The 26998-nt window shown below is 68.9% G+C and carries 25 protein-coding genes and 1 tRNA gene; 9 read left to right on the top strand and 17 right to left on the bottom strand.

What is annotated here, in order from left to right; genetic code table 11:
- Positions 1 to 19 precede the first annotated feature (19 nt).
- The 3 genes from U4Z64_RS06430 (at position 20) to cysC (ending at position 1475) form a co-directional block, all read left to right on the top strand.
- Positions 20 to 502: an Lrp/AsnC family transcriptional regulator gene (locus U4Z64_RS06430; RefSeq protein ID WP_124488334.1), complete on the top strand. Its 483-nt coding sequence runs from the start codon at positions 20 to 22 to the stop codon at positions 500 to 502.
- Between the two features lie 83 nt (positions 503 to 585).
- Positions 586 to 660 (top strand) — tRNA-Val (locus U4Z64_RS06425).
- Between the two features lie 275 nt (positions 661 to 935).
- Positions 936 to 1475, top strand: a complete 540-nt coding sequence (gene cysC, locus U4Z64_RS06420; protein ID WP_321819495.1) for an adenylyl-sulfate kinase — start codon at positions 936 to 938, stop codon at positions 1473 to 1475.
- A gap of 18 nt (positions 1476 to 1493) precedes the next feature.
- On the opposite strand, the gene U4Z64_RS06415 is transcribed toward cysC, so the two are convergent.
- The 10 genes from U4Z64_RS06415 to hutH form a co-directional block, all read right to left on the bottom strand.
- Positions 1494 to 2924 carry an aspartate aminotransferase family protein gene (locus tag U4Z64_RS06415; RefSeq protein ID WP_321819494.1) on the bottom strand — a complete coding sequence of 477 codons (1431 nt, stop codon included), beginning with the start codon at positions 2922 to 2924 and terminating at the stop codon, positions 1494 to 1496.
- Between the two features lie 38 nt (positions 2925 to 2962).
- On the bottom strand, positions 2963 to 4300 hold the full coding sequence (locus U4Z64_RS06410) for a glutamine synthetase family protein (RefSeq protein WP_044847659.1): 1338 nt from the start codon (positions 4298 to 4300) through the stop codon (positions 2963 to 2965).
- A 12-nt stretch (positions 4301 to 4312) separates the two neighbouring features.
- A complete protein-coding gene (locus tag U4Z64_RS06405) occupies positions 4313 to 5119 on the bottom strand; it encodes a gamma-glutamyl-gamma-aminobutyrate hydrolase family protein (protein ID WP_321819493.1) in 807 nt (268 codons plus the stop codon).
- 727 nt (positions 5120 to 5846) lie between these two features.
- Positions 5847 to 6644 carry an N-formylglutamate deformylase gene (gene hutG, locus U4Z64_RS06400; RefSeq protein WP_124489555.1) on the bottom strand — a complete coding sequence of 266 codons (798 nt, stop codon included), beginning with the start codon at positions 6642 to 6644 and terminating at the stop codon, positions 5847 to 5849.
- Positions 6645 to 6704: 60 nt separating this feature from the next.
- Positions 6705 to 8081, bottom strand: a complete 1377-nt coding sequence (locus tag U4Z64_RS06395; protein WP_321819492.1) for a formimidoylglutamate deiminase — start codon at positions 8079 to 8081, stop codon at positions 6705 to 6707.
- Between the two features lie 151 nt (positions 8082 to 8232).
- Positions 8233 to 9456 carry an imidazolonepropionase gene (hutI, locus tag U4Z64_RS06390; RefSeq protein ID WP_321812605.1) on the bottom strand — a complete coding sequence of 408 codons (1224 nt, stop codon included), beginning with the start codon at positions 9454 to 9456 and terminating at the stop codon, positions 8233 to 8235.
- A gap of 4 nt (positions 9457 to 9460) precedes the next feature.
- Positions 9461 to 10072: a HutD family protein gene (locus tag U4Z64_RS06385; protein ID WP_321812604.1), complete on the bottom strand. Its 612-nt coding sequence runs from the start codon at positions 10070 to 10072 to the stop codon at positions 9461 to 9463.
- A 2-nt stretch (positions 10073 to 10074) separates the two neighbouring features.
- A complete protein-coding gene (gene hutU, locus U4Z64_RS06380; protein ID WP_044847653.1) occupies positions 10075 to 11763 on the bottom strand; it encodes a urocanate hydratase in 1689 nt (562 codons plus the stop codon).
- Between the two features lie 39 nt (positions 11764 to 11802).
- The gene (gene hutC, locus U4Z64_RS06375; RefSeq protein WP_044847652.1) at positions 11803 to 12498 is read right to left on the bottom strand and encodes a histidine utilization repressor; all 696 of its coding nucleotides are present in this window, start codon (positions 12496 to 12498) and stop codon (positions 11803 to 11805) included.
- A 4-nt stretch (positions 12499 to 12502) separates the two neighbouring features.
- Positions 12503 to 14026, bottom strand: coding sequence for a histidine ammonia-lyase (gene hutH / locus U4Z64_RS06370; RefSeq protein WP_321819491.1), 1524 nt, complete (start codon positions 14024 to 14026; stop codon positions 12503 to 12505).
- A gap of 225 nt (positions 14027 to 14251) precedes the next feature.
- On the opposite strand from hutH, the gene U4Z64_RS06365 reads away from it, so the two are divergent.
- On the top strand, positions 14252 to 15172 hold the full coding sequence (locus U4Z64_RS06365; protein WP_321819490.1) for a glutamate/aspartate ABC transporter substrate-binding protein: 921 nt from the start codon (positions 14252 to 14254) through the stop codon (positions 15170 to 15172).
- A gap of 21 nt (positions 15173 to 15193) precedes the next feature.
- Here the strand turns inward: U4Z64_RS06365 and U4Z64_RS06360 are convergent, their stop codons facing one another.
- Positions 15194 to 15946, bottom strand: a complete 753-nt coding sequence (locus U4Z64_RS06360) for a 4'-phosphopantetheinyl transferase family protein (protein WP_321819489.1) — start codon at positions 15944 to 15946, stop codon at positions 15194 to 15196.
- 142 nt (positions 15947 to 16088) lie between these two features.
- Positions 16089 to 17150, bottom strand: coding sequence for an alpha/beta fold hydrolase (locus tag U4Z64_RS06355; protein WP_321819488.1), 1062 nt, complete (start codon positions 17148 to 17150; stop codon positions 16089 to 16091).
- 118 nt (positions 17151 to 17268) lie between these two features.
- On the opposite strand from U4Z64_RS06355, the gene U4Z64_RS06350 reads away from it, so the two are divergent.
- The 3 genes from U4Z64_RS06350 (at position 17269) to U4Z64_RS06340 (ending at position 19879) form a co-directional block, all read left to right on the top strand.
- Entirely contained in the window at positions 17269 to 18210 is a 942-nt protein-coding gene (locus tag U4Z64_RS06350) for a LysR substrate-binding domain-containing protein (RefSeq protein ID WP_321803855.1), read from the top strand.
- Between the two features lie 323 nt (positions 18211 to 18533).
- Positions 18534 to 19766, top strand: coding sequence for an MFS transporter (locus tag U4Z64_RS06345; protein WP_321819487.1), 1233 nt, complete (start codon positions 18534 to 18536; stop codon positions 19764 to 19766).
- Complete coding sequence (locus tag U4Z64_RS06340; protein ID WP_044847646.1) at positions 19757 to 19879, top strand: hypothetical protein; 123 nt, start codon at positions 19757 to 19759, stop codon at positions 19877 to 19879. The genes U4Z64_RS06345 and U4Z64_RS06340 overlap by 10 nt, the downstream gene beginning before the upstream one ends.
- A 34-nt stretch (positions 19880 to 19913) precedes the next feature.
- Here the strand turns inward: U4Z64_RS06340 and U4Z64_RS06335 are convergent, their stop codons facing one another.
- Entirely contained in the window at positions 19914 to 21398 is a 1485-nt protein-coding gene (locus tag U4Z64_RS06335) for a deoxyribodipyrimidine photo-lyase (protein WP_321819486.1), read from the bottom strand.
- Between the two features lie 370 nt (positions 21399 to 21768).
- Between U4Z64_RS06335 and U4Z64_RS06330 the strand changes: the two genes are divergently transcribed.
- Positions 21769 to 22248, top strand: coding sequence for an SRPBCC domain-containing protein (locus U4Z64_RS06330; protein WP_321819485.1), 480 nt, complete (start codon positions 21769 to 21771; stop codon positions 22246 to 22248).
- A gap of 13 nt (positions 22249 to 22261) precedes the next feature.
- The gene (locus U4Z64_RS06325; protein ID WP_321812599.1) at positions 22262 to 22714 is read left to right on the top strand and encodes a nuclear transport factor 2 family protein; all 453 of its coding nucleotides are present in this window, start codon (positions 22262 to 22264) and stop codon (positions 22712 to 22714) included.
- Between the two features lie 69 nt (positions 22715 to 22783).
- On the opposite strand, the gene U4Z64_RS06320 is transcribed toward U4Z64_RS06325, so the two are convergent.
- Genes U4Z64_RS06320 through U4Z64_RS06305 form a run of 4 tightly spaced genes read right to left on the bottom strand, consistent with a single transcriptional unit; the run spans position 22784 to position 26919 of the window.
- Positions 22784 to 23770, bottom strand: coding sequence for a hypothetical protein (locus U4Z64_RS06320; protein WP_044847643.1), 987 nt, complete (start codon positions 23768 to 23770; stop codon positions 22784 to 22786).
- Positions 23771 to 23787: 17 nt separating this feature from the next.
- The gene (locus U4Z64_RS06315) at positions 23788 to 24579 is read right to left on the bottom strand and encodes an SDR family oxidoreductase (RefSeq protein ID WP_321819484.1); all 792 of its coding nucleotides are present in this window, start codon (positions 24577 to 24579) and stop codon (positions 23788 to 23790) included.
- A gap of 40 nt (positions 24580 to 24619) precedes the next feature.
- Positions 24620 to 25813, bottom strand: coding sequence for a sulfotransferase (locus U4Z64_RS06310; RefSeq protein ID WP_321819483.1), 1194 nt, complete (start codon positions 25811 to 25813; stop codon positions 24620 to 24622).
- Complete coding sequence (locus U4Z64_RS06305; protein ID WP_321819482.1) at positions 25810 to 26919, bottom strand: DUF1214 domain-containing protein; 1110 nt, start codon at positions 26917 to 26919, stop codon at positions 25810 to 25812. Before U4Z64_RS06305 ends, U4Z64_RS06310 begins: the two co-directional genes overlap by 4 nt.
- Between the last annotated feature and the right edge of the window lie 79 nt (positions 26920 to 26998).

The following is a 26998-nucleotide window of genomic DNA, read 5'->3' as shown; positions in this document are numbered from 1 at the left end:
AATGACGGGATTCTGCGAAATGAATCTGGATCGAACCGACATGCGGATCCTCCGGCACCTCGAGCGGGACGGACGCATCAGCAATCAGGACCTCGCGAACGCGGTCGCGCTGTCGCCGTCGGCGTGCCTGCGGCGCGTGAAGCTGCTCGAGGAACGCGGCGCCATTTCCGGCTACCGCTGCACGATCGAGCCGAAGAAGGTCGGCGTCGCGTTCGAGGCGCTCGTGCACGTGTCGATGCGGCCGGACGTACCCGAATGGCACGACCGCTTCGTGGAGGCGATCCAGCAGTGGCCGGAAGTCATCGCCGCGCAGATCGTGACGGGCGGCTCGAACTACGTGCTGACGGTGCGGGCGCGCGACCTCGACCACTACTCGGACTTCGTGATCAACCGGCTGCATCGCGCGACGGGCGTGATGTCGATCAATTCGAGCATCGTGCTCGCGACGCTCAAGCGCGACGGCTCGATCCTCGATCTCGTCGAGCCGTCGACGGCCGGCTGACGCACCTTTTGCACCGGCCTGAAAAATATTTGAAGAAAGTGCTTTACGAACCCGAAAAGCTCTGACATAATTTCAGCTTCTTTGGGCGGTTAGCTCAGCGGTAGAGCACTGCCTTCACACGGCAGGGGTCACTGGTTCGATCCCAGTACCGCCCACCAAAGAATTCAAGGGCCTGCGTCTCACGACGCAGGCCCTTTTCGTTTTGTGCGTCGCACTCGTCATGCACACGTCCAAGAGATAATCGCGTGATTCCGACGCGCGCCATCGGCCAGTACGTAATAATCGGTAACGAATTGGTAACGGTGTACGAATAGCGGCTGACTAGAATCGACCACCATGACAGCCGGCCGAGCGGCACCGGCTTCCCACCATCAAGAAGACGAACGGAATCCGGCACGCGCATTGCGGCTGGTTCACGCCGTCGCGACACATCATGACATTGCCGAATTCACATACCCTGTGGTTGACCGGCCTGAGTGGTGCCGGTAAATCCACGCTCTCGCGCGAGATAGCCGTGTACCTGCGCACGCACGACATTCCGGTCTGCATTCTCGACGGCGACGAACTGCGCTCGGGCGTCTCGCACGATCTCGGATTCCGGCGCGACGACCGGGCCGAAAACTGCCGACGTACCGCCGAAATCGCGAAGCTGATGAACAATCAGGGCATCATGGTGATCGTCGCGCTGATTTCCCCGTATGCAGCCGACCGGCAACTGGCGCGGCAGACCATCGGTGACGAGCGCTTCGTCGAAATCTATCTGAAGACCGATATCGAGACCTGCTCCGCGCGCGATCCGAAACGCCTGTATGCGAAGGCCATGACCGGCCAGACGCGCCAGTTCACCGGCATCTCCGATCCCTATGAGGCACCCGTCGCGCCCGATCTCGTTGTCGAAACCGGAACGATGTCCGTCTCCGCGTGTGTCGCGCGCATCATCGAGTTCGATCAACAGCGCTTCGCCTACGCCTGACCGAAGCGCTGCGTTCGCTCACCTCACCCGCCCGACCCGTTCCGCGGTCGCATCGAACGCGCGTTTCGCCTTGTCGACGATCTCGTCGACCTCCTCCTCACGAATCACAAGCGGCGGCGACAGCAGCATCCGGTCGCCGGTCGCGCGCATGATCAGGTTGCCGTTGAAGCAGAAGTCGCGGCAGATCGTGCCGATATCGGCGCCGGCGTCGAACCGCTCGCGCCGCGCGCGATCGCGCGCGAGCTGTACGCCCGCGACCAGCCCCGCCCCCGCGATCTCGCCGACGATCGGATGATCGCCGAGCGCTTCGCGCAGCCGACGCTGGAAGTACGGCCCGATGTCATGCTTCACGCGCTCGACGATCCCTTCGTCGCGCAGCAGCTTCAGGTTCGCGACCGCCACCGCCGCCGCGACCGGGTGGCCCGAGTACGTGAGCCCGTGATTGAATTCGCCGTTGTCGATGATCGGGCGCGCGACGCGTTCATGGATACCCACCGCGCCCATCGGCACGTAACCCGAGGTCAGGCCCTTGGCCATCGTGATCAGGTCCGGCTCGAAGCCGAAGTGCTGGTGCGCGAACCATTCGCCGGTGCGGCCGAAGCCGCCGATCACTTCGTCGGCGACGAGCAGGATGTCGTACTTGCGACAGATCCGCTGGATTTCCGGCCAGTATGTCGACGGCGGGAAGATCACGCCGCCCGCGCCCTGGAACGGCTCGCCAATGAACGCCGCGACGTTCTCCGCGCCGAGCTCTAGGATCTTCGCCTCGAGCTGCTGCGCGCGTGCGAGGCCGAACGCTTCGGGCGTCTCGCCGGCTTGGGCTTCGCCGAAGAAATACGGCTGGTCGATGTGCACGATGTTCTCGACCTTCGACGGCATCTGCTCGTGCATGTAGCCCATCCCGCCGAGCGTGCCGCCCGCGATCGTCGAGCCGTGATAGCCGTTCTTGCGCGAGATCACGTATTTCTTCTGCGGCTTGCCCTGCACGCGCCAGTACTGGTGCACGAGACGCAGCACGGTGTCGTTGCCTTCCGAGCCGCTGTTGCAATAGAAGAAGTGGTTGAAGCCCGCGGGCGTCACTTCGGCGAGCATCGCCGACAGTTCGATCACCGGCGGGTGCGTGGTCTTGAAGAACGTGTTGTAGAACGGCAGTTCCTGAAGCTGGCGATATGCGGCATCGGCAAGTTCCTTGCGGCCGTAGCCGACGTTCACGCACCAGAGGCCGGCCATCCCGTCGATGACCTTGTTGCCGTCCGAGTCCCACAAATAGACGCCGTCGGCCTTCACGATCACGCGGCTGCCCGCGCGATTGAGCGCACCCATGTCCGAGAACGGATGGATGTGATGCGCGGCGTCGAGCGCGCGGTATTCGGCGGTCGAGCGTGCCTGCGTCGTGCGGGCCGCAAACGCGGCGGGCTGGATCCACGCGGGTTCGTTACGGTACGTCATGTTTCCTCCGTCGTTCCTTGATGCGGTCGTGCGCACGCTCACACGTGCAGCAGCAGATGGCGGCGTTCCCACGAACTGATCACGCGGAAGAACGCTTCGTATTCGGTTTCCTTCAGCGCCAGGTACGCCTTCACGAACTTGTCACCGAGAATGCCGGCGAGCGGCGTGCACGCGGCCATCAGCGAGATGCCCTCCTCGAGGTTGCGCGGCAGCTGGTACGGCAGGTCGTAGCCGTCGGACGCGATCGGCTCGGTCGGCGCGAGCTGCTGCGTGAGACCGAGATAACCGGCGGCGAGCGTCGCCGCGAACGCGAGGTACGGATTGCAGTCGACGCCCGGAATCCGGTTCTCGATGCGCCGCGCGACCGGCGTCGACTGCGGGATGCGAAAGCCGACCGTACGGTTGTCGTAGCCCCACTGCACGTTGATCGGCGCGGCCATGAAGCGCGACAGGCGGCGATACGAGTTGATGTACGGTGCGAAGATCGGCATCAGCGCGGGCGTGTATTTCTGCAGGCCCGCAAGATAGCTTTGGAACATCGGCGATACGACGCCGCCGTCGTCGGCGAACAGGTTGCGGCCGGTGTGCACATCGGCGAGGCTCTGGTGGATATGCATCGCGGAGCCCGGCTCGTTTTCCATCGGCTTGGCCATGAACGTCGCATACATGTTGTGGCGCAGCGCCGCCTCGCGCACCGTGCGCTTGAACAGGAACACCTGGTCGGCGAGCGACAGCGCGTCGCCGTGCACGAAGTTGATCTCCATCTGCGCAGCGCCGACCTCATGGATCAGCGTCTCGATGTCGAGCCCCTGCATCTCGCAGTATTCGTAGATGTCCTCGAACAGCGGATCGAACTCGTTGACCGCCTCGATCGAATACGACTGACGGCCGGTTTCCGCCCGCCCCGTGCGCCCGACCGGCGGACGCAGCGGCAGGTCGGGGTCGGCGTTCATGTCGACCAGATAGAACTCGAGTTCAGGCGCGACCACGGGCTTCCAGCCCTTTTCCTTGTACAGGTCGAGCACGCGGCGCAGCACGTAGCGCGGCGAAATCTCGACCGGCGAACCGTCGAAATGCACGCAATCGTGGATCACCTGCGCGGTCGGGTCGACGGCCCACGGAATCAGGCAGATCGTCGACGGATCGGGCACGCACACCATGTCGGGATCGGTCACGCCGGTCAGCGTGCCGTCCTCCGGATAGTCGCCGGTGACGGTCTGCACCATCACGGCCTGCGGCAGGCGCATCGATTCGCCGGACTCGAATTTGTTGCGCGGAATGATCTTGCCGCGCGCGATACCGGCCATGTCGGGAATGATCGCCTCGACTTCGGTGATGCGGTGCTGGCGCAGGAATTCACTCAGTTCGGGTTGCATGATCGGCCTCGTTCAGTCGATGTCGGATGCAGCCGGCGACGGCATGGTGCCGCCGGCCGCATGAATGCGGTGTGTCATGCGCGCGCGGCACGCCGCGCCGAATGCCGCGAAGATGTCGCGCGACAGCGGTTGCTCCGCGTGGCGCCATTCGGGATGCCACTGCACGCCGAGCGCGAACGCACGCGCGCCGCGCACGCTCACGGCCTCGATCAGCCCGTCGGGCGCGCTCGCCTCGACCGCGAGGCCCGCGCCGAGCCGCGCGATGCCCTGGTCGTGCAACGAATTGACCAGCGCGTCGTGCGCGCCGTGCGCGATCCGTTGCAGCAGCCCGCCTGGCGCGAGCTGCACGCGGTGCGCGGGGCCGTACTGCCGCTCGAGCGGATCGCCGTCGCGCTCGCGATGATCGTGGAAGCCCGCGCTCGCATGCAGTCGCTGATGCAAGGCGCCGCCATACGCGACGTTCAGCTCCTGCATGCCGCGGCAGATCGCGAGCACCGGCACGCCCGCATCGATCGCCGCGTGGATCAGCGGCAGCGCGGTCGCATCGCGCGCGGGATCGTGCAGGGTATCGGGCGCGCTCGCCGGGCCGCCGTAGTGATGCGGCTCGACGTTCGAATAGCTGCCGGTCAGCAGCAGCCCGTCGATCGCCGAGACGATCGCGTCGACCGGCTGCCGCGCACCCAGCGCGGGCAGCACGAACGCCAGCGTGCCGGCACCGTCGACCAGCGCGACCAGATACTTCTCCCCGGCCGTGTGGTTCGGATGGGCGCCGCGCATGACGCGATCGGCGGTGACGGCTACGAGCGGGCGCGGTCGCATGATCGCCTCCGCGATAAATGCGCGACGCGTGCGGACGCGCAGGACGATGGCGGCCCGCGATGGCGCTGCACGCGTCCACGCGCGATCGTGCCGCTCGGACGATGCGGCAACGGGCGGTGCGATCCGATGCGAAAGCGGAAAAGGACGCTAGGGCAACAATGAAGCGCTGCCGTCGCACTGCACCGCGCTGAACACGTGTGCGGTGACGACATTGAAGCGGCGCAGGCCGCGATGGGGCACAGCGAAGAAGCGGGGCTCGCGTATGGGGGCGGCGCGCGTGCCGCGCTCAGCATGCCGGATCGGCCCGGCCTGAGGCGGCGCGCCCGCCGACGGACTTCGGGTCCGGCGTATCGAAGGGCTGGCGGCTTTCACGATCGTACTCGACTGACTGATGAAGGCAGGACACGTGTCGCGATGAAGCGGGGGCGGCAATGCCGCGCGACGACACGTCGGCAAGGTGTCTCGCAACGGATTCCGGCGCGGCGCGGCGCTGATCGACGCCGTCGCGGCCGGGGCGCGCGTGACGACTTCCTGACATTCAGCTTATATCACCTAAAAATTGCGTCAAATTTTCAGGTACCGATCCCGCCATCGATCAGACGAAAAAAACGGCATCGACCGCTCGGGTCGATGCCGTTTTGTGCGATGCACCAATGTGCGCCTTGCCAGCCGGCCGGCCGTGGCGCGACATCGCGCCGTGCCGCCGCACGCAGCGCGCGCCGACGGATCAGCGATGCGCGAGCGCGGTTTCGACGAGCGTCTGCAGCAGCGGCACGATCCGCGCGGCGCGCGCTTCGTCGTACGCATACGGACGCGTCTCTTCCATGTAGGTGATCTGCGACAGCTCCAGCTGCACGGCTTCGACGCCGGTCGCGGGCACGCCGTAGTGGCGCGTGATGTAGCCGCCCTTGAAACGCCCGTTCGCGACGGCCGTATAACCGCCGTGCGCGCTCACGCATGCGGCCAGCGCCTCGGCCAGGCCCGGTGCGGCGCTCGCGCCGCTCGACGTGCCGAAGTTGAAGTCCGGCAGGCGGCCCTCGAAGAAGCGCGGCACGTGCGAGCGGATCGAATGCGCTTCCCACACGAGCACGCGGCCGTGCTCGCGCTTCAGGCGCGCGATCTCGCCTTGCAGCGCGTCGTGATACGGGCGCCAGTAGCGGTCGCGACGGCGCATGATCTCGTCGTTGCCGGGCAGCGCGCCCGCCGGATACAGCGGCGCCTTGTCGAACGTATCGACCGGCACGAGCCCCGTCGTGTCCTGCCCCGGATACAGGTTCTCGTTGTCGGGCGGACGGTTCAGGTCGACGACGTAACGCGCGTGCGACGGCACGAGGATCGACGCGCCGAGCGTCGCCGCGAAGCCGTACAGGCGCTCGAGGTGCCAGTCGCAATCGTCGACGAAGCGCGCGTCGGGCGTCATCGTCGCGGCGATGTCGTCGGGGATGTGGGTGCCTGCGTGCGGAATCGAGATCAGCAGCGGCAGCGTGCCCTGCTTCAGCGTGAATACAGCCGGTTGTTCAGTCATGTCGCATCACCGTAAAAGTCGGCCGGCGCACGCGCGCGGCGTGCGCCGGATGCCGCGCATTCAGCGCAGCAGTTGCGCCAGCGCGGCGCGGTAGTCGGCATAAGCTGCGGCTTCGTCGCGATGGCGGCGGCCGCTCACGACGCGCTCGCCGCCGGTATAGACGTCGAGCACCGGCGTGTCGCCGTGCTCGGCGAACACCGTGCCCGACAGCCAGGACGCGCTGTCGTGCTCCGCGATCGCCGGATGATCGGGATCGAGCACGAGCCAGTCGGCGCGGCAGCCTTCACGCAGCGCGCCGATGCGCCGCCCGCTCGCCTGCGCGCCGCCCGCGAGCGACGCGTCGAACAGCCGGTCGGCGACATGCGCCTGCGTGTCGCTCGCGAGCACGTTGCGCGCGCGATGCACGAGCCGCTGCCCGTATTCGAGCAGGCGCAGTTCCGAGCGCCAGTCGACCGACGCATGGCTGTCCGAGCCGACGCCGATCACGCCGCCCTGCGCGAGATAGTCGAGCGCCGGGAACACGCCGTCGCCGAGGTTCGCCTCGGTGGTCAGGCACAGGCCGGCCACCGCGCGACGCTTCGCGAGCGCGGCCGTTTCGGCCGCATCGACGTGCGTCGCGTGCACGAGGCACCAGCGCGTATCGACGTCGAAACGATCGAGCAGCCATTGCACGGGACGCGCGCCGTACGCGCGCACGCAATCGTCGACTTCGGCCGTCTGTTCGGCGATGTGGATATGCACCGGCGCGTCGTCGGGCAAGCCTTCCAGCAGCACGCGCAAGCCGTTCTCGGACACCGCGCGCAGCGAGTGCGGGGCGACGCCGTAGCGCAGGCCGCCGTGCTCGGGCGCGACGCGGCGCATCGCGTCGAGCAGCTCGAGCAGGCCGTCCGGCGTATTGATGAAGCGGCGCTGGTCGTCGCGCGGCGGCTTGTTGCCGAAGCCGGCGAACTGGTACGACACGGGCAGCATCGTGATGCCGATGCCGGCCGAGCGCGCGGCATCGACCACGCGCGCACCGAGTTCCGCGATCTGCGGATAGCGTGAGCCGTCCTGCGCGTGATGCACGTAGTGGAATTCGCACACCGACGTGTAGCCGCACTTCAGCATCTCGACGTACAGCCAGCGCGCGATCGCCGCGAGCGCGTCGGGCGTGATCTTCAGCGCGAAGCGGTACATCAGGTCGCGCCAGCTCCAGAAGCTGTCGGCGGGATTCGCGCGATATTCGGTGAGCCCCGCCATCGCGCGCTGGAACGCGTGCGAATGCAGGTTCGGCATGCCGGGCAGCACGGGCCCGGCCGCGCGCGCGACGCCGGCCGGCGCGTCGGTGTCGGGCGTCACGTCGGTCAGCGTGCCGGCCGCGTCCCAGCGCAGCAGCACGTTGCGGCGCCAGCCATCGGGCAGCCAGGCATGGTCCGCGAACAACATAGAGTCGGTCATCGTGAGTCCTTGTTGGCCGGATTCGGCGCACTGAAGCGTCGGTCCGGTCCCAAGCCCCGGTTGGCAGGAGGCGGCGCGTCGGCGCCCGCTTCCGCTCCGTGGCGATCGACCGGACCGACGCTTCAGCGCCGCGTCCGGCCCTCCGCTAAAACTAGCCGTTCATCCGGCGAAACACCGTCGCGCCGCCGCGCACGACCTGCTCGCACAGCGGCCGGCCGATCCAGTACGCAAGCTCCGACAGCGAGCCGACCGACCAGGCCGCGAAATCGGCCTGGCGGCCGATCTCGAGCGCACCGTGACGATCCGCGCGGCCGAGTGCCGCGGCCGCATGACGAGTCACGCCCTGCAGCACCTCGGGCACCGTCATGCGGAACAGCGTGCAGCCCATGTTCAGCGTCAGCAGCAGCGATTCGAGCGGCGAGGTGCCGGGGTTGTGATCGGTCGCGAGCGCGATCGGCACGCCATGCTTGCGCAGCAGCTCGATCGGCGGCAATTGCGTTTCGCGAATGAAGTAATACGCGCCGGGCAGCAGCACGGCGACCGTGCCGGCCGCCTTCATCGCCTCGATGCCGGCTTCGTCGAGAAATTCGAGGTGGTCGGCCGACAGCGCGCGATAACGCGCGGCAAGCGCGGTGCCGCCCGCGTTCGACAACTGCTCCGCGTGCAGCTTCACCGGCAGCCCGCGCCGCGTCGCGGCCTCGAACACGCGCTCGGTCTGCGCGAGCGAAAAGCCGATGCGCTCGCAGAACACGTCGACCGCGTCGATGAGGCCTTCGTCGGCGAGCGCCGGCAGCATCCGGCCGCACACTTCGTCGATGTATTCATCCGCACGGCCCGTATATTCCGGCGGCAGCGCGTGCGCGCCGAGGAACGTGGTGTAGACCGTGACCGGGAAGCGCTCGCCGAGCTGGCGCGCGACGCGCAGCATCTTGCGCTCGCTCGCGAGGTCGAGCCCGTAGCCCGACTTGATCTCGATCGCCGTCACGCCATCGGCGAGCAGCGGCTGCAGGCGCGCGGCGGCCTGCACGAACAGCGTCGTCTCGTCGGCCGCGCGCGTCGCGCGCACCGTCGACACGATCCCGCCGCCCTGCCGCGCGATCTCCTCGTAGCTGACGCCGGCGAGGCGCTGCGCGAACTCGTCGGCCCGCGTGCCGCCGTACACGAGGTGCGTATGGCAGTCGACGAGGCCCGGCGTCACCCACGCGCCGTGCAGGTCTTCCCGCTGCCAGTGCGCATAACCGTGCGGCAGCGCGGACAACGCGCCGAGCCACACGATCGTGCCGGTTTCGTCGACGGCGATCGCCGCGTCGTCGATCGTTTCGTCGGGATGGCCGTGCGGACACAGCCTCAGGTGATGCCAGACAGTCGGTTTCATGCGTTCAGTCTCGTTCGCCGACGGCGAGCGACACGGCGAGCAGCGCGCCGCCTCCGCTCACGACGACGTCAAACGCACGCTGCGGCCCGTCGAGCCGCAGCGTGTCCATTTCCTGCAGTGCGTAGTGCGCGCCGTCGATCTCGACGCCGACCGCGCCCGTTGCGCAGAACAGCAGCACGGTATCGGCGCGCTCGACGCGGTGCGTGCCTTCGGGCCACACGTCGAGCGTCCCGCGCGCGGCCGAACGGCGCGTCATCAGGTTGAAGTCGCGCGTCGCACCGTCGTGCAGCGTCGCGTCGATCGCCGTCTCGCCAGCGAAGTCTGCACGCGCGAGCGGCGCGTCGAGCACGTGGCGCGCGCCCCCTTCTTCCGCGAGCGTCATGCCCGCGCCGGACAGCAGCACGAGCGTGCGGTCGATCCCTTCGAAACGCGAGAACGGACCGGCCGCGCCGACGTCCGCGACGCTCACGCGCCACGCGAACGCATCAAGCGCGGCGCCAGGAGGAAACGCACCGATCTCGCGCGTCACGCCGCCGCCGTTCTTCCACGGCGACGCGACGAGATCCGCCGCGCGGATCATCGTCGCGTTCACCGGCGCCTGGTCGAGCGCCGTCATGCTCAGCGGCCGAGCATCGGCAGCTTCAGGCCGGCTTCGCGGGCCGTCTGCTGCGCGAGTTCGTAGCCGGCATCCGCATGGCGCATCACGCCCGTCGCCGGATCGTTCAGCAGCACGCGGCCGAGACGCTCGTGCGCTTCGGCGGTACCGTCGGCGACGATCACGACGCCCGAGTGCTGCGAGAAGCCCATGCCGACGCCGCCGCCATGATGCAGCGACACCCACGATGCGCCGCCTGCGGTGTTCAGCAGGGCGTTCAGCAGCGGCCAGTCGCTCACGGCGTCCGAACCGTCCTTCATCGATTCCGTCTCGCGGTTCGGGCTCGCGACCGAACCGGTGTCGAGGTGGTCGCGGCCGATCACGATCGGGGCCTTCAGTTCGCCGTTCTTCACCATCTCGTTGAACGCCTGGCCGAGGCGATAGCGATCCTTCACGCCGACCCAGCAGATCCGCGCCGGCAGACCCTGGAACGCGATGCGCTCACGCGCCATGTCGAGCCAGTTGTGCAGGTGCGGATCGTCGGGGATCAGCTCCTTCACCTTCTGGTCGGTCTTGTAGATGTCTTCCGGATCGCCGGACAGCGCGACCCAGCGGAACGGGCCCTTGCCTTCGCAGAACAGCGGGCGGATATAGGCCGGCACGAAGCCCGGGAAGTCGAATGCGTTTTCGACGCCCATTTCCAGCGCCATCTGGCGGATGTTGTTGCCGTAGTCGAGCGTGGCGGCGCCGCGCTCCTGCAGCGTCAGCATCGCGCGCACCTGCACGGCCATCGACTGCTTCGCGACCTTCACGATGCTCTGCGGATCGACCTTCTGCGCTTCGCGCCATTGCGCGACGGTCCAGCCTTGCGGCAGGTAGCCGTTGATCGGGTCGTGCGCGCTCGTCTGGTCGGTCACGCAGTCCGGCGTGATACCGCGCGTCACGAGTTCCGCGAACACGTCGGCCGCGTTGCCGAGCAGGCCGACCGACACCGGCTTGCCGGTGCGCTTCGCTTCGTCGATCATGCCGAGCGCTTCGTCGAGCGTCGTCGCCTTCTTGTCGACGTAGCGCGTCTTCAGGCGGAAGTCGATGCGCGTCTCGTCGCATTCGACCGCGATCATCGAGAAGCCGGCCATCGTCGCGGCGAGCGGCTGCGCGCCGCCCATGCCGCCGAGGCCGCCCGTCAGGATCCAGCGGCCCGACGGATCGCCGTTGAAGTGCTGGTTCGCGACCGAGAAGAAGGTTTCATAGGTGCCCTGCACGATGCCCTGGCTGCCGATGTAGATCCAGCTGCCGGCCGTCATCTGGCCGTACATCATCAGGCCCTTGCGGTCGAGCTCGTGGAAGTGATCCCAGGTCGCCCAGTGCGGCACCAGGTTCGAGTTCGCGAGCAGCACGCGCGGCGCATCCTTGTGCGTGCGGAACACACCGACCGGCTTGCCCGACTGGATCAGCAGCGTCTCGTTCTCTTCGAGATCCTTCAGCGACGCGAGGATCTGGTCGTAGCATTCCCAGTTGCGCGCCGCGCGGCCGATGCCGCCGTACACGACGAGCGCGTGCGGATGCTCGGCGACTTCCGGATCCAGGTTGTTCTGGATCATCCGGTAGGCCGCTTCGGCCAGCCAGGTCTTGCAGACCTTCTCGCTGCCGCGCGGCGCGCGGATCGTGCGGGTCGGATCGAGACGGGGATCGATGTGTTTCGGATGGTTCATGACGACTGCTCCCGAAGGAAAATGAATATCAAATAGGAATCAGAAATGCCCGGTGAAGCGATAACGGCTGCCGGGGTGCCACAGATTCGCCACCGAGGCGACGACGCCCTGCGACCAGGTGCGCCGATGTAAAACCAGACACGGCTCGACGTCGTCCATCCGCAGCTGCTCGCGCCGCTCGGGCGCCGGAGCCGCCGCTTCGATCCGGTACTCGACGCGCTGCAGCGGGGCCGCGCGCATCAGGTACAGGTTCGGCGTCGTGTTCGTAAAATCCTGCTCGGCATAATCCGGCGCGACCGCCGGATTCACCCACCGTTCTTCGAGCTGGACGGGTTCGTCATTCTCGAAGTGCAACACCTGCGAATAAAACAGCTTCGCGCGCACGGCCATCTGCATCTCGTCGGCGAGCGCCTCGTCGGCGCGGATCGTCTCGAGGCCGAGCACGCTGGCGCGGTACGCATGCCCGCGCGCGTCGACCTCTTCCGAGATGCTGCGGATCGCGACGAGCGTCGACTCGTACTTCGGCCGCGCGACGTAGGTGCCGGCGCCCTTCATGCGCGTCAGCACCTGCTCGGCCGTCAACTCGCGCAACGCGCGGTTGACGGTCATGCGCGCGACCTTGAACTCGCGGGCCAGTTCGTTCTCGGAGGGCACCTGGTCGCCCTCCGCCCACTCGCCGGCGTGAATGCGGCCCAGGATGAAATCCTTGATCTCCTGGTAGACCGGCGCGCTCATGGGCTTACTGTTCCGATGCGAACGAGAACGGCGCGACTTTCGCGAACGCGCGCTCGCCGACGAGCTTCGCGATCACCGCGATGTCCGGTGCGAAGTAGTGGTCGAGCTCGTAGTGCGCAACCTTGCCGCGGATCGTTTCCATCACCGGCGCGAGCTTCGGGCTCGTGTGATACGGCGCGCGCAGGTCGACGCCTTGAGCGGCGGCCAGCAGTTCGATCGCGAGGATGTGCTTCGTGTTGTCCGCGATGTCGGCGAGCTTGCGTGCGGCGAACGTCGCCATCGACACGTGGTCTTCCTGGTTCGCCGAGGTCGGCAGCGAGTCGACCGATGCCGGGTGCGCGAGCGTCTTGTTTTCCGATGCCAGGGCGGCCGCCGTCACGTGGGCGATCATGAAGCCCGAGTTCACGCCGCCGTCCTTCACGAGGAACGGGGGCAGGCCCGACAGCGTCGCGTCGATCAGGAGCGCGATGCGGCGCTCGGCCAGCGCGCCGATTTCCGATGCGGCCAGCGCGAGGTTGTCGGCTGCGAAAGCGACAGGTTCAGCGTGGAAGTTGCCACCCGACAGCACTTCGCCGGTATCCGGGAAGATCAGCGGGTTGTCCGACACGGCGTTCGCTTCGACCAGCAGCACGGCGGCTGCATGGCGCATCTGGTCCAGACACGCGCCCATCACCTGCGGCTGGCAGCGCAGGCTGTACGGATCCTGCACCTTGTCGCAGTCGCGGTGCGACTGGTTGATCGGCGAGCCTTCGAGCAGGTCGCGGTACGACGCTGCCGCGTCGATCTGGCCTTGATGGCCGCGCAGTTCGTGGATACGTGCGTCGAACGGCTTCACCGAGCCGGCAGCCGCGTCGACCGACAGCGCGCCGGCGACGAGCGCCGTGCGGTACAGGTCTTCGATCGCGAACATGTTGTCGAGCGCCAGCGCGGTCGATGCCTGCGTGCCGTTCAGCAGCGCGAGGCCTTCCTTCGCCTGCAGCGTCAGCGGCGCGAGGCCCGCGACACGCAGACCGTCGAGTGCGCTCGCGCGCTCGCCGCGGATGAACACTTCACCGACGCCCAGCAGCACGGCCGACATGTGCGCGAGGGGTGCCAGGTCGCCCGATGCGCCGACCGAGCCCTTCACCGGGATCAGCGGCAGCACGTCGGCGTTGAACAGCGTGATCAGCGCGTCCATCACTTCGCGACGGATGCCCGAGTGGCCGCGGCCGAGGCTCGACAGCTTCAGTGCCATCAGGAGACGCACCGACGAGCGCGCCATCGGCTCGCCCACGCCGACCGCATGCGACAGCACCAGGTTCTTCTGCAGCAGCTCGAGCTGGTCGTGCGGGATGTGCGTGCTGGCCAGGCGGCCGAAACCCGTGTTGATGCCGTATGCGGGCTCGCCCTTCGCCGCGATGTCGGCGACGGCCTTCGCGCCCGCGTCGATCTTCGCGAAGCTCGCCGGGTCGAGCTTGAGCTGCACGGATTCGCGAGCGATCTTGCGCAGTTGCGGAAGGGTCAGGTGGCCGGGGGTCAACGTAATCATGTGAGCAATCCTGTCTAGACAAGTTCGGGATGGATTGCAGTGTAGCCACCGCGACTTGTCTAGACAACCTGTTTTTCATAATTCCGACTCGGGAGTTTCCCTGATGTCCGGCGCGGCGCGCCGGAGCGGCCAGACAGGCCTCGCAATTAACATATGTTGCAATTATTTTGTCTTTGGCAACATACGAATCGACGCTTCCCTACGATCCGCCCACGGAGATCCGCCATGACCATTGCGCCCCGGTTGACCACCCTCCTCGGCCGCAGCCTGCTCGTCGCCGCGTGCGCGCTCGCGTGCGGCGCATCGCTCGCCGCGGAACCGCTGTCCGGCACGCTCGAGAAGGTGCGGCAAAGCGGCCTGATCTCGATCGGTCATCGCGAGACGTCGGTGCCGTTCTCCTATGTCGACGCGAGCGGCAAGGTGATCGGCTTCTCGCAGGACCTGTGCGACCGCGTGATCGCCGCCGTGAAGGCGCGCACCGGCAAGCCCGACCTGCAGGCGCGCTTCATCCCGGTCACGTCGCAGAACCGCATCCCGCTCGTGCAGAACGGCACCGTCGATCTCGAATGCGGGGTGACCACCAACCTCGCCGCGCGTCACGCGCAGGTCGCGTTCTCGACCACCTTCTTCGTCGCGACGACGCGCCTGCTCACGCGCACGAACTCGGGCATCCGCGACTTCCCCGATCTCGCCGGCAAGACGGTCGTGACGAACCAGGGCACGACGTCCGAACGCCTGCTGCGCAAGATGAACGAGGAAAAGAAGATGAACATGCAGATCATCAGCGCGAAGGACTACGGCGAAGGACGCCTCACGCTCGAATCGGGCCGCGCGGCCGCGTACATGATGGACGACGTGCTGCTCGCCGGCGTGCGCCAGCTCGCGGCGAAGCCGGCCGACTGGGCGATCGTCGGCACGCCGCAATCGTCGGAAGCGTACGGGTTCATGCTGCGCAAGGACGATCCGCAGTTCAAGGCGCTCGTCGACGGCGTGCTCGTGCAGCTGATGAAGAGCGGCGAGATCAACGCGCTGTACGACAAGTGGTTCATGAAGCCGGTGCCGCCGAAGGGGCTCGCGTTCGAGTTCCCGATGAGCGACGTGATCAAGGCGCGCTACGCGGCGCCCAACGACGTACCGCTCGAATGAGCGTCGCGCGCTGCAACGCGGTCAGCGCGCCCACGCGACGCACGCCGCGTAACCGGGCGCCGCGTCGAGCCAGCCCGCGTCGAACGCGGCCACGCCGGCGGCGGGCGCGGCCGGCTCGACGATCGTCGTCGCGGGCGTCGCCGCATCGCGCGGCGGCACGACCGCGAACGCGCGCAGCCCGCCGACGATGCCGGTGCCCAGCGCCTTCAGCAGCGCCTCCTTCGCGGCCCACACGCGCATGAACGCGTCCGCGCGGGCGGCGAGCGGCAGGCCGTCGAGATACGCAGCCTCGGCGGCCGCGCACACTTCGCGCGTCAGCGCACGCCAGTCGGCCGTGCGGTTGCAGCTTTCGATATCGACGCCGACGCGCCCCGTCGCCGCCCACGCGATGAGCGCGTGATCGCCCGCGTGCGACACGTTGAAATCGAGCGACGCGCGATACGCGGGATCCAGCGACGGCCGTCCCGATGCGTCGACGACGATCGCGACGTCCTTCGGCGCGACGCCGAGCGCCGCACCGAGCACGTCGCGCAGCGCGGCGCGCGTCGCGGCACTGCGCACCGCATCCTCGTGCCGCAGATAGCGCCCGGCACGCGCCCGCTCCGCGTCGCTCAGCGCCGCGTAGGCGGGCGATGCGAGCGGCACGCGCCAGTCGAAATCGACGCGCGCGACCTGCACGCCGGCACGCGACGCGGCAGGCGGCACATCGAGCAGGTGCACGCGCCTCGCGCGGGACAGGTCGTCGGCAATCTCGGAATCGGGTGGAATGGACATCGGCACGCGGCAGCCAGGCGAACGAAACGTTCGATGTTAATCGATCGTACGGGACGGAGACCGACGCATCGCGACCGAGATCGTCGGCAGCGGCAGCCGGTGCAACCGTCTCATCGACGCGATGGCCGGGTTGCGCGCGCGTTCACCCGTGCGCGACGGCACCCGGCACGCCGCTTCCCGCCAGACGCGCACGCTGCGCCGGATGGCGCGCGTGGACGCGGCCCGGCGCATCGGCCGGCAGCGCGCCGTGTTGCAGCCAGGACAGCGCGACGGGCCACAGCGTGTCGGTGAAGCGGCTGTGGAAGAACGCGAAGTGGCCTATCGCGTCGACGCCGATGTCGCGCGGCGCGATCCGCAGGTGCGTGACGTCGCTGCCCGTGTAGTAGCCGACCAGCCGTTCGATCGCGTCGACCGTGCCGAACCCGTCGTCGTCGAGGCCGATCGCGAGCATCGACGCCGGCAGCCGCGCGAAGCGGGCCGGCAGCGCGGCGCGGCTCGCCGCGGGTTCGGCGAGCAGGCCGTGCGTGAAGGCGTCCTCGAAGCGCGGTTGCGCGCGCACCCACGACAGCGCGACGCCGCGCGGCGTGTCTTCCATCCAGCCGAGCCGCTTCGCGGGCACGTAGCCGAACACAGCCGCGAGCGCCGGCATCGCGACGTGCCATTTCCACCACATGCGCCGCCGCTCTTCCGGCCGATAGTCGCGCCAGTACGCATACTGCGCGCCCACCGTCACCACGTGACGCACGTACGCGTTCGACGCCGCGAGCCCGAGCACGCAGCCGCCGATGCTGTGCGCGACGACGTCGAGCGGCTGGCCCGGAAATGCATCGCGCGCGTATTGCAGCGCGGCCTCGCAATCGAGCCGCCCCCAGTCGAGCCAGTTCGCGCGCAGCTTCGCGAGCCGCGCGGGGCGCGAGCCGCCGATCCCGCGATAGTCGTACACGAGCACGTCGCGCCCCTGCGCGAACAGCCAGGCCGCGAAACGGAAGTAGTAGTCGCAGCGCACCGACGTCGCGCAATTGACGACCGTCACCGGCCGCACGGTGCTGCCGCGGTGGCGCCACACGTAGCCGCGCAGCGCATAACCGTCGGTCGCGATCAGCGTCACGGGCTCCGGCGGCAACGCGCCCGCCGGGCGCCCGGGCGCCTGTTCCGGCGCGCGCGTGCTGCACGCGGCCCCGCCTGCTTCGTTCGAAATCGTCATCGTGTCTCCTGTGCGGCGCCGCCTGCCCGGCGCCCGCCCGATCGGCCAGCCTCCATTGAACTTGACGCGCCGGACGTTCTCAACCAATCTTGCTGCTCCGTTCGCATGAGCCCTACGCATGTCAACGCCGCTCGTCCGTCTCCCGTCGCTGGACCTCGTGCGCGGCTTCGTCGCCGTCGGCCGCCGCATGAGCATCACGCTCGCCGCGCAGGACCTGTGCGTCACGCAGTCGGCGGTCAGCCGCCAGGTGCACGCGCTCGAGGCGCATCTCGGCGTCGCGCTGCTGCAGCGCGGCTATCGCAAGATCGCGTTCACGCCGGAAGGCGAGCGGCTGTTCCGCGCCGCCGATGCGGCGCTGCTCAGCCTGCAGGACACCGTCGCGTCGCTCGCCGCCGCACGCGAGCGGCAACCCGTCACGATCACCGCGAGCATCGGCGTCACCGCGCTGTGGCTGCTGCCCAGACTCGGGCGCCTGCAGGCGCGCCTGCCCGACATCGACTTGCGCGTGGCCGCGAACGACAAGGTACTCGATTTGCGCGCGGAAGGCATCGACCTCGGAATCCGCTACTGCCCGCGCGAGCGCGCGCCGGCCGGCGCGCTGCACCTGTTCGACGAGATCGTCGTGCCGGTCGCGCACCCCGCGCTGGCCGCCCGGCCCGTCACCGACGCGGCCGCTATCGCCGAGCACGTGCTGCTCGAATTCGACGGGCCGCCGCAAACCCGGCTGCAGTGGCGTGCGCACCTGCACGCGGCCGGGCTCGGCGACGCGCGCCCGAAGGGCGTGCTGCGCTTCAACCAGTACGACCAGGTCATCCACGCCGCGATCGCGGGCCAGGGCGTCGCGCTCGGCAGGCTCGCGCTCGTCGCGCCGATGCTCGCCGACGGCCGGCTCGCGGTGCTCGGCCCGCACTCGCAGGCGTTGTCGGATGCGTACGGCTACTGGCTGTTCCGGCACGATCCGGCACCGCGCCGCGAAGTCGCCGACGTGCGCGACTGGATTGTCGCGGAAGCGGCCGAATGCGACGCGGCGATGCGCGCCTACGACGTGGCGCAGCGGTAGTCGCGAGCCGCGAGCCGCGAGCGAAATCCCGCATCGAGCCGGCGCCGGCGCGGTCTTGCGCACGTACATGAACGCCGCCACGGGCAATGCACCGACGCCCCGTCCCCGCTGCATCGGCCGCCTGTCACGCCGGCTGCATGCGGCGCAGCGGCTTCACGCATCCGGCGCGTGCAGCCCGCGTCACCGACATCGCATCCGAACCGCATCGCATTCCCCGCACGCATGCGAACGCGACCGAATGATCGCTTGAGCGCCCCGGCACCGAATCGTCTAATCGGATCGAACGCGGCCGCCGCGCCGCACGCATCCATCCGGAGACACGCATGACCCCGATCGAACAAGACGCCCGGCGCCGCTGGCTGCCGGTGCTCGCGGGCGGCCTGATCATGGGCGCCGCGCTCGGCATCCGCCACGTGCAGGGACTGTTCCTCGCCCCCGTCACGCTCGACCACGGCTGGTCGCGCGAGGCGTTCGGCCTCGCGCTCGCGCTGCAGAACCTGATCTGGGGCATCGCGCAACCGTTCACCGGCATGATCGCCGACCGCTTCGGGTCGGTGCGCGTGATCGTCGCCGGCATGCTGCTGTACGCGGCCGGGCTCGTCACGATGGCGTTCGCCGCGTCGGCCGGCGTGTTCACGGCTGGCGCGGGGTTCGTGATCGGCGTCGCGCTGTCGGGGTCGGCCTTCGCGTCGATCTACGGCGCGCTGAGCCGCCTGTTTCCGCCCGACCGGCGCGGCTGGGCGCTCGGCGTCGCCGGCGCGATCGGCGGGCTCGGCCAGTTCTGCATGGTGCCGGTCGCGCAGGTGCTGATCGGCGGCATCGGCTGGCAGCATGCCTTCGTCGCGCTCGCCGTCGTCGCCGCGCTGCTCGCGCCGCTCGCCGTGCTGGTGCGCGACCGGCCCGCGCAGGCCGCGAGCCGCGCGGACGGCCCCGACCAGTCGATCGGCGCGGCGGTGCGCGAAGCGTTCGCGCATCGCGGCTTCTGGCTGCTGAACGCGGGATTCTTCGCGTGCGGGTTCCAGCTCGCGTTCATCGCGACCCACCTGCCCGCCTACCTGCTCGATCACGGCCTGCCGGCGCGCCACGCGAGCGTCGCGCTCGCGCTGATCGCGCTGACCAACGTGGCCGGCACCTACGCATGCGGCCATCTCGGCAGCCTGCTGCGGCGCAAGTACGTGCTGTCCGTGCTGTACCTCGTCCGCGCGCTGGCGATGGTCGCGTTCGTTGCAGCGCCGTTGTCGCCCGCGAGCGTCTACGTGTTCGCGGCCGTGATGGGCTTCACGTGGCTCGGCACGGTGCCGCTGACCAACGGCGTGATCTCGCAGGTGTTCGGCGTGCGCTACATCGCGACGCTGTTCGGCTTCGTGTTCTTCGGGCACCAGCTCGGCAGTTTCTTCGGCGTCTGGCTCGGCGCGCTCGTGTACGACGCGACGCATTCGTACCTGCCGCTGTGGATCGGCTCGATCGCGCTCGGCGTGCTGGCCGCGCTGCTGCACCTGCCGATCGACGACGCGCGCATCGCGCGGCCGGTGCCGGGCAAAGCCGCATGGGCGTGATGCGCGCGGCGCTGGCCGCCGGCGCGCTCGCGTTCGTCGCGTGGTGCGGCGCGGCCTACTTCGATTCGGGCGTCGCGCTCGCGCTGCTCGAGCACGCGGCGTTCTGCGACTGACGCGGCGAACCGTGCCGCGCGCAGCGACGGCCGGTCACGCCTGGCGACGCTTCGGCAACGAGGCCAGCGCATCGAGCGCGCGACGGCGCGCGCCGTCGTGATCGACGATCGGCGCCGGATAGTCGACGTCGAACCGCACGCCGGCCGCCGCAAGCTCCATCGGGGATGCCTCCCACGGCGCGTGGATCGTCACCGCGTCGAGGCCCGCGAGTTCCGGCACCCAGCGGCGCACGTACGCCCCTTGCGGGTCGAACTTCCGGCCCTGCGTCACCGGATTGAAGATGCGGAAATACGGCGCGGCGTCGGCGCCGCAGCCGGCCACCCATTGCCAGTTCGCCGGGTTGTTCGCGGCATCCGCGTCGACGAGCGTGTCGTGGAACCAGCGCTCGCCGGCCCGCCAGTCGATCAGCAGATGCTTGACGAGAAACGATGCGACGACCATCCGCACGCGATTGTGCATCCAGCCGGTCGTCCACAGCTCGCGCATCCCCGCATCGACGAGCGGGTAACCGGTCAGTCCGCGCTGCCACGCGCGCAGCGCGGCAGGATCGTCGCGCCACGGCATCGCGTCGAACTGCGCGCGGAAGTTGTCGGTCGCGAGCGCCGGAAAGTAATACAGCAGCACATGGCTGAATTCGCGCCAGCCGAGTTCGCTCAGGAACTTCTCGGCGCCGGCCGCGCAGGCCGCACCGCCCGCCTGTGCCGCACCCTGCACCGCATGCCACACCTGTCGCGGCGACAGGTTGCCGAAGCGCAGGCACGGCGACAGCCGGCTCGTCGCCGACCGGTCGGGCCGGTCGCGCGTATCGGCATAGCCGGCCAGCGACTCCACGGAAAACGCGTCGAGCCGCGCCTGCGCGCCGGCTTCGTCGGGTGCCGGCCACGCGTCGCGCAGGCCGCCCGCCCAGTCCGGCGCGTGCGGACGCAACGCGAGCGCGTCGAGCGGCAGCGCGCGTTCGCGCACGCCGGCCGGCCACGGATGAAACGCGATCCGCTCGGGCTCCGGCAGCGGCGCCGCCACCGTGCGATCGCGCCGCACCGCGCGCCAGTACGCGGTGAACACCTGGAACGGCGTGCCGGCGCCCGTCAGCACGTCCCACGGTTCGTTCAGCAGGCTGCCGTTGCTGCTCTCGACCTCGAGGCCGCGCGCCTTCAGCGACGCCTTCAACGCCGCATCGGCATCGCGCTGCGGCTGCGCATAGCGGCGGTTCCAGTACACCGCTGCCGCGCCCGTGTCCTGCGCGACGCGTTCGATCTCGCGCGGCGCATCGCCGCGCAACAGCAGCAGGCGTCCGCCATGACGCGCGAGCGCCGCATCGAGTCCGGCGAGCGACCCATGCAGCCACCAGCGCGCCGCCCCGCCGAGCGCGCGCCCCGCGCCTTCGCCCGTGTCGTCGACGTACACGCATACGAGCGGCCGGCCCGACGCGACCGCGCGCGTCAGCGCGGGCTGGTCGGTCACGCGCAGATCGTCGCGGAACCACACGACGGCAGGAGCAATGGTCGACTTCGCTGGCACGGGCACCTCGGGCAGGAAACTGAAGAGTGACCGGTATTGTCGCGGCAGGTTCGCGCGATGTCGACGTTCGAACCGCACGGCGTACCGCGCGCGTGCGTCGCGTACCGACGCCGACACCGGATCGCCAGCCCGGTGAAACGCCTTAGTCCGTTCCGACGATTCTTCGCCGCACGCACCGGCCTACGCTCGATGTCGGGTTCGCCGCGATGTGCGACGCGCGCCGGCCGCCGCTCAGCCCCATGCATTGCACGGCGCGTCCGCCATGCCGGTCGGCGCCGGCGCGACCCGTTCCGGCTGTCGCGGCGCGTACCCGCCCGTGCGGGCGCAGCCGCGGCCCCCTCCGCTCCCTCACTCACATTCGATACCCGCCATGACCAAACCAGCCAATCTCGTCACCTCGATCACCGTCGCGATCGACGCCCCCGCTGCCGTCGTCTGGGAAGTGCTGACCGACTTCCCGCGCTACGGCGAATGGAACACGTTCTGCGTCGGCCTCGAGACGACCGGCCGGATCGGCGACTTCGTGCACATGCAGGTGCGCATTCCCGGCACGGAGACGGTGATTCCCGTCAACGAAATCCTCGTCGCATGCGAGCCCGAGCGCCTGCTGTCGTGGGAGCAGCGCCCGACCGACGACAACAAGGACGCCGCGCGCCGCGACCAGTACGTCGAAGCCGACGGCGCCGAGCGCTGCCGCTACTTCACGACGGACCAGTTCCTCGGCCTCAACGCGGAAACGATCATGCGCGAGCACGGCGGCTGGGTGAAACAGGGGTTCGACCAGTGCGCGCGCGACGTGAAGCTGCGCGCGGAAGCGCTGCATGCGGCCCGCCGGCGCAAAAGCGCGTGACGGAGCGCAACCGATGCCCGACCTGCAGACCCTCTCCGATCATCACGACCTCCGCGAACTGATCGTCGCGTACTCGAGCGCGATCGATGCGCGCGACTTCGACGCGCTCGATGCCGTATTCATGCGCGACGCGACGATCGACTATCGCGCGATGGGCGGCATCGCCGGCACGTATCCGGACGTCAAGGCGTGGCTGCGCACCGTGCTGCCGCAGTTCCCGCAGTACCAGCACATGGTCGGCAACCTGTCGATCACGCTCGACGGCGACACCGCGCGCGGCCGCACGATCTGTTTCAATCCGATGGAAGTCGCGCTGCCGGACGGCGGCACGCAGGTGATGTTTCTCGGGCTGTGGTACGTCGACCGGTTCGTGCGCACCGCGCAGGGCTGGCGCATCGCCGAGCGCGTCGAGGAACGCTGCTACGGCCACAACGTGCCGGCCGTGCTTGCGAACGCGACCGGCTGAACACCGACACGTCGCACGACGCGCGCGCCGTGGCATCGCCGCACGGCGCGCGTGTCGCAGGCCCTCGGGTCAGTCGAGACGGAACGCCGCTTCGAAGCGCGCGGCGAACGCGTCGAATTCGGTTTCCGGCAGATGGTTGATGCCGCCCGCGCGCTTGCGCCCGCCGCCGGTCGGGAAGCCGCGGCAGAATTCGTCCGCGCCGAGCGCCCGGCCGTCCGGCACGCGCACGCTGACCACGAACCCGCCCTGCGCGCGTGGCGACAGCACCGCGAGCGCCGCATGCGGCGCATTGCGCATCCGCTCGTTTGCGAGCATCCCCGTCGCGCGCCGCGCCCACGGATGATCCGGCATCCTGATCAGCGTCGCGCCCGGCACGTCGCGCAACGGCGCGAGTGCGCCCGCGAGCGCCATGTCGTCGCGATAGCCGTCGCGCAGCGCGGCGAACACCGGCGTGTCGCGCACGAAGTCGAGCGGATCGACGCATGGCAGCATCGCGTCGGCCAGCACGGCCGGATCGAAATGCAGGTCGCCGACGCATTCGCCGTAGGCGTTGTAGTTCAGGTAGAGCCCGAGTTCGGCCAGCGTGCCGCGTTCGGCTGCGTCGATCCCGTATTCGCGCGCGAGCGCGTCGCCGAGCGCCGGCAGTTCGTCGCCGAACGCCGCGACGATCGCCCAGCGCACATGCCGGCCGCCGAGACGGCGGTTCACGAGCGCGCTCGTGCAGACGTCGGCGGCCGTGTCGATATACGCGTCGAAACGCGGATCGCCGGGCAGCTCGCCCGCGAAGTGATGGTCGAAGTAGCGAACTGCGGCGCCGTCGCGCAGCAGCCGCGCGCATGCGTCGCGGTTCTGGTCGTGCGACACGTCGAGCACGGTCACGCGGTCGCCGGCCCGCGCGTCGATGCGCTCGAGCAGCCTGATGTCGCGCTTCACGCCGGTCACGAGCGTGCCGCGTTCGCCCTCCGCGAGCCGCAGCTGCTGCAGCGCGCACAGGCCGTCCGCATCGCCGTTGAACGCGAAGAAGTGGCGCCCCTGTTCCTGTTGTCGTTCCTGCATGATCCGTTGCTCCGTCCTCAGGGCATGAAATCGCCGCCGTTCGCGTCGAGCGTCGCGCCGGTCACCGCGTTCGCGTAATCCGACGCGAGGAACAGCGCCGCGCGCGCGCAGTCGTCGTCGGTCGGCAGCTTCGCGAGCGCGATGTTCGACGCGATCGGTGCGATGATCGCCTCCTCCGTCGTGCCGTGCTCGGCGGCCGCCTGCCGGAAATACGTCTGCGTCGGCACGCCCCACATCCAGCCCATGTGGATGCTGTTCGCGCGGATCCCGTGCACGCCGAGCTCGCGCGCCAGGTATTTTGCCGCAACCGCGAGCGCGCCCTTCGATACAGCGTAGCCCGCTTCCCCTGCAAACGGCTTGCGGGTCGCCTGCGAGTTGATCATCACGATCGCGCCGCGCTTCTGCCGCTTCATGTGCGGCACGATTTCCTGCGTGAGCGTCATCGTGCCGAACACGTTGGTGTCGAACACCGCGCGCCAGCCGTCGAGATCGGCTTCCTCGACCGGCTCCGGGAACGTGCCGTGCGCGAACGCGCTGTTCACGAGCGCGTCGATCCGGCCGAAGCGCTCGACCGCCTGCGTCGCGAGCTGCCGGCACTGCGCGCGCTCGGCGATGTCGGTGCGCACCTTCAGCACGTCGCACGCGACGTCGAGTGCGCGGATCCGCGCTTCCGCATCGTCGAGCTTTTCCATCGTGCGTGCCGCGACGACCACGCCGCGCGCGCCCTCGCGTGCCGCCTCGACGGCGAGCTTCACACCGAGCCCCGGCCCGATCCCTGAAATCACGACGATCTTGTCCTTCAGCAACATGGGTTGTCTCCTGGTTATGGTTCGTCTCGCGGGCGCGCCGTCAGCCGGCCGCCCGCAGGTGCCGCGCGCGATACGCGGCGAAGTCGTCCGCCAGTTGCGCATCGGTGAAGCCGAAGCGCGCGATCGAGTAATCGTGCGCGGCGCGCTTGTCGCGGCCGTTGCGCGCCATCCAGGCCGTCATCGCCGCGCGCTGCGGCTCGTCCAGCGACATCTCCGCGAAACGGTACACGGCTTCGGCCACGCCGAGCGGATCCGACACCGTGTCCTCGAACCGCACGTCGAGAAAGCGCTCGGCCGGCAGCGCGTCGCGCGCCGTCATCGCCGCGCCGATCGCGCGCGCCATGCCGGCGTTCCACTGCGCGCCGACCGTGCGCGGATCCGGGTCGTCCGCATACATCTGCCACAGCGTGTGCGCCATGCTCGCCATCGACGGAATCGTCTGCGCCGGGTCGCGATGCGTGAGCACGACCTGTGCCCGCGGAAACACGCGGCACAGCACGTCGAGCGCATGCAGATGCTGCGGCGTCTTCAGCAGCCAGCGCGCGGCCGGCGCAACGCCGCGTTGCGCCTTCTGCCACTGCAGGAACTGCAGCATCCGCTTCAGGTACGTGTAGACCGGCGTCAGGTCCTGCTTCGCGAGCCACGCCGTATAACCCGGCACGTTCGCGTACGAATCCATCGCGCACACGAACGAATGCTCCATCAGCATGAACTCCTCGTCGGCGAGCATCGCGTCGAGCGGATGGATCGCGAGGATCTGCGGAATGCAGTCGATCATCGTCGCGACCTCGGCCTGCGCGCGCGCGATGCGCACGGTCGGCGCATCGAGCGTCTCGCCGGCGAGCGGCGCCGGATAGCGCGTTTCCCACCACGCGGCCGAATAAAAGCGCGGATCGACCGCGAGCAGCCGCTGCAGCAGCGTCGTGCCGGTGCGCGGCAGCCCGACGATCACGAGCGGATCGTCGATCTCGATGTCGGCGATCTCCGGATGACGGCCGAAGTAATCCTCGATAACGAGCCGGTTCACGAGCTGGCCGACGAGTTTCTCGCGCATCATCGCCACGCCGCGCGCCGACAGCTTCGCTTCGTCGCTCAGCGACGCGCACATCACGTCGAGCGCCTCGCGATACGGGCCGTCGCCGAACGCGGTGAGGCCGCCCGTGCGCGACACGGCCTCGGCGATCAGCGCGTCGGCGTCGAGCTGGGTGCGGATCGGGTCGAGCGGCGCGTTCATGCGGCCTCCTTCAGCGCGGCGAGCTTGACGACGCGCGTGCGCGGATGCACCGGCTGCGCGGCGCCGACCCAGCGCCAGCAGATCGTACCGGTGCGATGCCCGGCCGTATCGAGCCAGTTCGCACCGCCCGGCCGCGACGCGGCGACCACGACGGTCACGCCGCCGTCCGTATTCAGCCGCGCGCTGTGCTTGTTCACGCAGATGTCGAAGTGCCGGTAGTCGAGCGACTCCATCCAGTAGTTGTTGAGCTGCACGTTCCAGAAATCGCAGTCGGGCACCGTGTCGACATCGATCACGAGCGCCTCGTCGTCGGCGAGCGACCAGCACGAGTGGTAGTAGTAGATGTTCGGATCGCCGCCGACCGACTGGCACAGCGCCTGGTCCGCAGGCGGTAGCGCGTTCACGTGCGAGCCGTAGCTCGCGGCCCAGTCGGCGAACAGCTTCGCCGTCTGCTCGACGAACTGCGCGGCACGCGTGAGGCCGCCCTGCAGCACGAGCGGATCGAGCGGCGCCGGGCGATCGTGCGCGCCGATGCGTTCGATCTTCAATTGCGCGGGCGTCTCCGAGCGCCGGTCGAGGAAAGTCTGGCGCACGAGCAGCGCGTTCGTGCCGGGCTCCATGCGCACCCAGTTGCCCGCGCGCGGCGTTTCGCTCAGCACGATCTCGAAGCTGCCGTCCGGCGCGATCTCGAGCTGCTTCGCGTCGAGAAAACCCGTCTGCAGCATCTTGCCGTCCGTCTCGTAACCGCCCTTCTGCGTGCCGAAGCTCAGGTACGCGACCGTGCCGCGCCGCCCCGTCACACGATATTCGCAGCGGCCGTCGAGGCGCGCGTACTGGTACAGGTTGTCCGGATTGTCGGCGCCGATCTTCGCGGTCTCGTGCGACGGCGAGAAGAAGCCGGGCCACGCGCCGTCCGCGAACTCGACGTGCATTTCGAGCGCGATGCGCATCAGCCGGCTCAGGTAGCGGAATCCTTCCGCGCGCGTGAGCGGATCGTCCGGCGCCTCGGCGCGCAGGACCTGCTCGCCGCTGCGTTTCAGGGTGTCGCAGAAATCGGCCCAGGTCTGGCCCGAAAGCAACTGCGTGGCGCGTGTGTCGTCCGTCATGTGTCGTCTCCGCCGATGGTCGAGCGCTCACCTTAAGCGAGCGCCTCGCGCGCCACTTCGTCCGGGTGGACTAAGGAAA

Origin of the sequence: Burkholderia sp. BCC1996, from assembly GCF_905339955.1 — a bacterium.
In the GTDB taxonomy this organism is placed as follows: domain Bacteria; phylum Pseudomonadota; class Gammaproteobacteria; order Burkholderiales; family Burkholderiaceae; genus Burkholderia.
Note: the sequence above shows the minus strand (reverse complement) of the source record. Positions and strands in the feature narration are given on the sequence as shown.

Coding starts and splice junctions, on each gene's coding strand:
- U4Z64_RS06430 (WP_124488334.1), top strand. CDS start 20: ATGAATCTGGATCGAACCGACATGCGGATCCTCCGGCACCTCGAGCGG.
- cysC (WP_321819495.1), top strand. CDS start 936: ATGACATTGCCGAATTCACATACCCTGTGGTTGACCGGCCTGAGTGGT.
- U4Z64_RS06415 (WP_321819494.1), bottom strand. CDS start 2,924: ATGACGTACCGTAACGAACCCGCGTGGATCCAGCCCGCCGCGTTTGCG.
- U4Z64_RS06410 (WP_044847659.1), bottom strand. CDS start 4,300: ATGCAACCCGAACTGAGTGAATTCCTGCGCCAGCACCGCATCACCGAA.
- U4Z64_RS06405 (WP_321819493.1), bottom strand. CDS start 5,119: ATGCGACCGCGCCCGCTCGTAGCCGTCACCGCCGATCGCGTCATGCGC.
- hutG (WP_124489555.1), bottom strand. CDS start 6,644: ATGACTGAACAACCGGCTGTATTCACGCTGAAGCAGGGCACGCTGCCG.
- U4Z64_RS06395 (WP_321819492.1), bottom strand. CDS start 8,081: ATGACCGACTCTATGTTGTTCGCGGACCATGCCTGGCTGCCCGATGGC.
- hutI (WP_321812605.1), bottom strand. CDS start 9,456: ATGAAACCGACTGTCTGGCATCACCTGAGGCTGTGTCCGCACGGCCAT.
- U4Z64_RS06385 (WP_321812604.1), bottom strand. CDS start 10,072: ATGACGGCGCTCGACCAGGCGCCGGTGAACGCGACGATGATCCGCGCG.
- hutU (WP_044847653.1), bottom strand. CDS start 11,763: ATGAACCATCCGAAACACATCGATCCCCGTCTCGATCCGACCCGCACG.
- hutC (WP_044847652.1), bottom strand. CDS start 12,498: ATGAGCGCGCCGGTCTACCAGGAGATCAAGGATTTCATCCTGGGCCGC.
- hutH (WP_321819491.1), bottom strand. CDS start 14,026: ATGATTACGTTGACCCCCGGCCACCTGACCCTTCCGCAACTGCGCAAG.
- U4Z64_RS06365 (WP_321819490.1), top strand. CDS start 14,252: ATGACCATTGCGCCCCGGTTGACCACCCTCCTCGGCCGCAGCCTGCTC.
- U4Z64_RS06360 (WP_321819489.1), bottom strand. CDS start 15,946: ATGTCCATTCCACCCGATTCCGAGATTGCCGACGACCTGTCCCGCGCG.
- U4Z64_RS06355 (WP_321819488.1), bottom strand. CDS start 17,150: ATGACGATTTCGAACGAAGCAGGCGGGGCCGCGTGCAGCACGCGCGCG.
- U4Z64_RS06350 (WP_321803855.1), top strand. CDS start 17,269: ATGTCAACGCCGCTCGTCCGTCTCCCGTCGCTGGACCTCGTGCGCGGC.
- U4Z64_RS06345 (WP_321819487.1), top strand. CDS start 18,534: ATGACCCCGATCGAACAAGACGCCCGGCGCCGCTGGCTGCCGGTGCTC.
- U4Z64_RS06340 (WP_044847646.1), top strand. CDS start 19,757: ATGGGCGTGATGCGCGCGGCGCTGGCCGCCGGCGCGCTCGCGTTCGTC.
- U4Z64_RS06330 (WP_321819485.1), top strand. CDS start 21,769: ATGACCAAACCAGCCAATCTCGTCACCTCGATCACCGTCGCGATCGAC.
- U4Z64_RS06325 (WP_321812599.1), top strand. CDS start 22,262: ATGCCCGACCTGCAGACCCTCTCCGATCATCACGACCTCCGCGAACTG.
- U4Z64_RS06320 (WP_044847643.1), bottom strand. CDS start 23,770: ATGCAGGAACGACAACAGGAACAGGGGCGCCACTTCTTCGCGTTCAAC.
- U4Z64_RS06315 (WP_321819484.1), bottom strand. CDS start 24,579: ATGTTGCTGAAGGACAAGATCGTCGTGATTTCAGGGATCGGGCCGGGG.
- U4Z64_RS06310 (WP_321819483.1), bottom strand. CDS start 25,813: ATGAACGCGCCGCTCGACCCGATCCGCACCCAGCTCGACGCCGACGCG.
- U4Z64_RS06305 (WP_321819482.1), bottom strand. CDS start 26,919: ATGACGGACGACACACGCGCCACGCAGTTGCTTTCGGGCCAGACCTGG.